Source organism: Alcanivorax sp. HI0044, assembly GCF_001634945.1.
Genome location: NZ_LWEZ01000513.1, coordinates 1 through 3,838, shown reverse-complemented (window position 1 = coordinate 3,838; position 3,838 = coordinate 1). Strand labels below are relative to the sequence as shown.

The 3,838-nt window shown below is 56.7% G+C and carries 6 protein-coding genes; 4 read left to right on the top strand and 2 right to left on the bottom strand.

What is annotated here, in order from left to right; genetic code table 11:
• Positions 1 to 49 precede the first annotated feature (49 nt).
• Together A3730_RS06090 and A3730_RS06085 are read right to left on the bottom strand one after the other, a co-directional pair.
• Entirely contained in the window at positions 50 to 1,309 is a 1,260-nt protein-coding gene (locus tag A3730_RS06090; protein ID WP_063520157.1) for a hypothetical protein, read from the bottom strand.
• 55 nt (positions 1,310 to 1,364) lie between these two features.
• Positions 1,365 to 1,928: a hypothetical protein gene (locus A3730_RS06085; RefSeq protein WP_231883866.1), complete on the bottom strand. Its 564-nt coding sequence runs from the start codon at positions 1,926 to 1,928 to the stop codon at positions 1,365 to 1,367.
• A gap of 322 nt (positions 1,929 to 2,250) precedes the next feature.
• On the opposite strand from A3730_RS06085, the gene A3730_RS06080 reads away from it, so the two are divergent.
• From A3730_RS06080 to A3730_RS06065, 4 genes are all read left to right on the top strand, one after another.
• On the top strand, positions 2,251 to 2,823 hold the full coding sequence (locus tag A3730_RS06080; RefSeq protein ID WP_063520155.1) for a CoA pyrophosphatase: 573 nt from the start codon (positions 2,251 to 2,253) through the stop codon (positions 2,821 to 2,823).
• Positions 2,824 to 2,874: 51 nt separating this feature from the next.
• The gene (locus A3730_RS06075; protein ID WP_063520154.1) at positions 2,875 to 3,411 is read left to right on the top strand and encodes a gamma carbonic anhydrase family protein; all 537 of its coding nucleotides are present in this window, start codon (positions 2,875 to 2,877) and stop codon (positions 3,409 to 3,411) included.
• Positions 3,404 to 3,613: a DUF1289 domain-containing protein gene (locus A3730_RS06070; RefSeq protein ID WP_082872274.1), complete on the top strand. Its 210-nt coding sequence runs from the start codon at positions 3,404 to 3,406 to the stop codon at positions 3,611 to 3,613. The genes A3730_RS06075 and A3730_RS06070 overlap by 8 nt, the downstream gene beginning before the upstream one ends.
• The coding region (locus tag A3730_RS06065; protein ID WP_197477329.1) for a patatin-like phospholipase family protein at positions 3,610 to 3,838 on the top strand (229 nt) is incomplete at its 3' end. The genes A3730_RS06070 and A3730_RS06065, both read left to right, overlap by 4 nt.

The window sequence follows — 3,838 nt, the reverse complement described above, 5'->3', positions numbered from 1 at the left end:
CACAACGAGGTCGGGGCCACAGTGTGGCCCCGACGTGATCACGGGATGATCAGTTCTGGTGGATAAAGGCGTTGTTACCGCCGCCGCCCATCTGGGTGATGGTGGCTGAGTCCAGAGTGGCTTCCTGCAGGATGGTGGCCACGTTTTCATTGCCAGAGGCGCCAATGCCGAACTGGGTAATAAAGGCTTCGTTGTCAGAGCCAGGCTGGGTAATGGTTGCGATGCCGTATTCTGAAATGGCGTCCTGCTCTACGTTGGCCAGGTTGTTGTCACCCAGCTGGTCCACATCGATAACGCTGTTGCCGCCGTGGGAGTGTGCCACTGCTACGTTGGCGTTGCCGTGTTGGTCCACGTTAGCCAGGTTGTCGGAGCCGGATTGGTCCACTTCCGCATCATTGGCCGTGCCTGACTGGTTCACATAGGCGGTATTACGGTCGCCCAGTCCCTGGTCAACCTGTGCAATGTTGGCGTCGCCACCCTGAACGATTTCTGCATAGCTGCTAGTGGATTCGTCCTGGATGATATCCGCATCGCCGTTGGTGCCGTACTGATCAATCATTGCGTCAGAGTTGAACGAGAAATCCTGGCTGATCAGACCGTTGTTGTTATCGCCGCTTTGGGTGATGGTGGCGGTGGCATTGTCGGAAATGGCCACTTGGCTGATGCTGGCAATGTTGTCTGCACCGGTCTGGTCTACGGTGGCGGTGGCGAACCAGGAATCATCCTGCAGCACGTCGGCGGTATTGTTGACGTTGGACTGGTTAACCGTGGCCGTAGACCCAATCAGATTGTTCTGGGTGATGTTGGCGAGGTGGTCGACGCCGGTTTGAGTGATGGAAGCATCCGCGTTCAGGCTGGCACTTTGAACGATGGTCGCGTCGCTGGAGAAGGCGGATGTCTGAGTGATGCTGGCAACGGAGTCTTCGTTACCTGCGATTTGCTGAATGGTGCCATTGGTGTTGTCGGAAATGGCAACCTGGGTGATGGTGGCGGTGTTAAGGGTGCCGTCCTGCTCAACCGTGGCAGTGGCGAACCAGCTGTCATCCTGGGTGATGGTGGCAGCGTTGTCGTCACCTACGGTGTCGATGTCCGCAGTCATCATGTTGACGCTGTTGGCCTGGCTGACGTCGGCGCTGTTGTTGTTGCCGGTTTGATCAACCGTGGCAACCGCATCGTCGGTGCTGCTTTGTACGGTGCTGGCGGTGTTGCCGGCGCCGGTCTGGTTGGTGGTGGCTGAATTGTTCGCAGCCCAGGATGCAGTTGCCAGGGTTGCCAGAATGGCAGCGGCAAGCGGTTTCAAGGTTTTCATGGGTGTATCTCCTCAAGGTTTAGGCTAGGTCTTAGGCAAAATAACGTCGTCCATTTCAATCCCATTGCTGAATGGAGACGTGGAGTCCGGCCCCGATCTGGGTAACCGAAACAGCGTTGGCGTTACCGTATTGCGCCACATCGGCGTTATTGCCGACCCCGTATTGGGCAATGATGGCGCGGTTGTAATCGCCGTTTTGATCGAGCGTGATTGTGTTGTGGCTGCCTTCCTGGAAGAGAGAGGCGTTGTTGCCTGTGCCGTATTGGCTTGCCACTGCCAGGTTTTCCCAGCCGAGCTGGGTGATGTCCGCTTGTTGCGCCGTGCCGTGCTGAATGATGTCAGCCTGGTTGGCGTAACCCTTTTGCTGAAGTGAAGCGGTATGGCTGAGGCCTTCCTGTTGGAGGGTGCCGGTGTTTTTTCCCTGCTGGGTTATGGAGGCATTGAGATCCGCACCGTCCTGGGCAATGTCCGCGCTATTGCCGGCGGGAATTTCATCGAAAAATGAAAGGTCGGTAGCGTTCGCCTGTGTTCCCAGAATCAACAAGAGTCCTGCAAGAACAAGGTGGGCTATGGCTTGCCCTGTCATCATTTTCATCCCTGATAATTGAACCTCACGCACTCAGTCTTGCGCGATTTTTCCTGCAGTGACATTCGCCATCGGTGCTGAATTTTTCAGGCCGCGACTAGTCGGTGGGGTAATAAAAAGCGGAGAGATTGCGTTTTGGGGCCGGGCGGTTTTCAGAAAAAACCGCGGAATGCTTGTAGAGCAAGGGTTTGAGAGCCTGTTGGCAGTTAGTTCGTTTGGTGTAAGCCAATGTCTTGCCGCGTCAGGAAAGGAGGGCGAGTTTGTGACCGGTGGTCGGCGGTGGGCTTTGACAAGGCTTGCCCAGGGCGCCCGGGCTGTTCAAACTACCGTTTGAATTTGAGGATTGGAGAAGGGTGTGCTTGAGCAGCTCAGGCAGCGTTTGCCGGATTACAGACGCACAGAATTGCCCCTGGCGTTGCCCGAGGCTGCCGTTCTGATGCCGTTGGTTGATGTGTCGGAGCCTCGGGTTATCCTGACGGTTCGCTCCAATTCCATGCCGACCCACGCTGGTGAGGTGGCTTTCCCCGGTGGAAAGCGGGACCCGGGCGACAAGAATCTGCTGATGACGGCCCTGCGTGAAAGCCAGGAAGAGGTGGGGTTGTCGCCGGATTATGTGGATGTGCTGGGGCAGTTGTCTCCGCTGGCCTCCCGTTATGGCATGAAAGTGACGCCTTTTGTGGGCATTGTCAGCCCGGAAGCGGAGCTGCAGGCCGAGCCGGGTGAAATTGATACCATCTTCCAGGTGCCCTTGCAGTTCTTTCTGGATGAGATTCCGGAGCTGTCCAGCCCCATTGATGTGTTTGGGCGCCAGTTCCGTATCCCCAGCTATTACTATGAAGATAAGCGCATTTGGGGTCTGACCGCCTTCATGATTCTGGATCTGATCAACCACGTCTATGATGCGGGCATTGAGTTCGAGGTGAAGTAACTTTCTGCCTGTTAACCCTCTGCCTGGCACGAGGAAACAAAGGGGAGTCGAATGATTTATAAAATTGGTGAGCGCCGCCTGGAGCAGCGTGGTAGTGGTCACTGGATCGCAGACAACGCCACCGTGATCGGTTCGGTGATCATGGAAGCCAACAGCAGTATCTGGTTCAACGCGGTGTTGCGGGCCGATAACGACGTGATCGAAATCGGTGAAAATACCAACATCCAGGACGGTGCGGTGCTGCACGTGGATCCGGGCGTACCCATGAAGCTGGGTCGGGACGTGACCGTGGGCCACAAGGTCATGCTGCATGGCTGTACGGTGGGCGATAACAGCCTTATCGGCATCAATGCGGTGGTGCTCAACAAGGCCGTTATCGGCAATAACTGCATTATCGGCGCCAATTCGCTGGTGCCGGAAGGAATGAAAATTCCGGACAATTCCCTGGTGATGGGGTCTCCGGCCAAGGTGGTGAAGGAAATAGGTGAAGGGCACAAGGCCATGTTGACCATGGGCAGCATGCACTACGTGGCCCATGCCAAAGAGTTTGCCCAGCATCTGGAGGTGGATGAACGCTTCCATGACTGACAGGCAACTGGTGTCGCCGTGTGTGTCGATCTGCGCACTGGATGAAGATGATATCTGTGTGGGCTGTTTCCGTACCGGCGGGGAAATCTCCATCTGGGGGCTGCTCTCGGATGACGAAAAGCGAGAGGTGTTTCGCCGTATTGATCAGCGTATGAACGGCGAGCCAGCTCCTTGCGTGGTGCGCGCGGAGAAAAACCGATGACAACGCAGATTGGTGATCAGGAGCCTGTGCGGCCGGTGGTCGGGCTGGCGCTGGGCAGTGGTTCTGCCCGCGGTTGGGCGCATATCGGGGTAATCCAGGCGCTGGAAGAAATTGGTGTGCAGCCCCAGGTGGTGGCGGGGACATCCATTGGCGCACTGGTGGGGGGCGCCTATGTTACTGGCACGCTCAACGCTTTTGCCGACTGGGTGGAATCCCTGACGGTGA

Bases quoted from the DNA above. Each gene is read 5' to 3' on its own strand.
- A3730_RS06090 (WP_063520157.1), bottom strand. From the start codon at position 1,309: ATGAAAACCTTGAAACCGCTTGCCGCTGCCATTCTGGCAACCCTGGCA.
- A3730_RS06075 (WP_063520154.1), top strand. From the start codon at position 2,875: ATGATTTATAAAATTGGTGAGCGCCGCCTGGAGCAGCGTGGTAGTGGT.
- A3730_RS06070 (WP_082872274.1), top strand. From the start codon at position 3,404: ATGACTGACAGGCAACTGGTGTCGCCGTGTGTGTCGATCTGCGCACTG.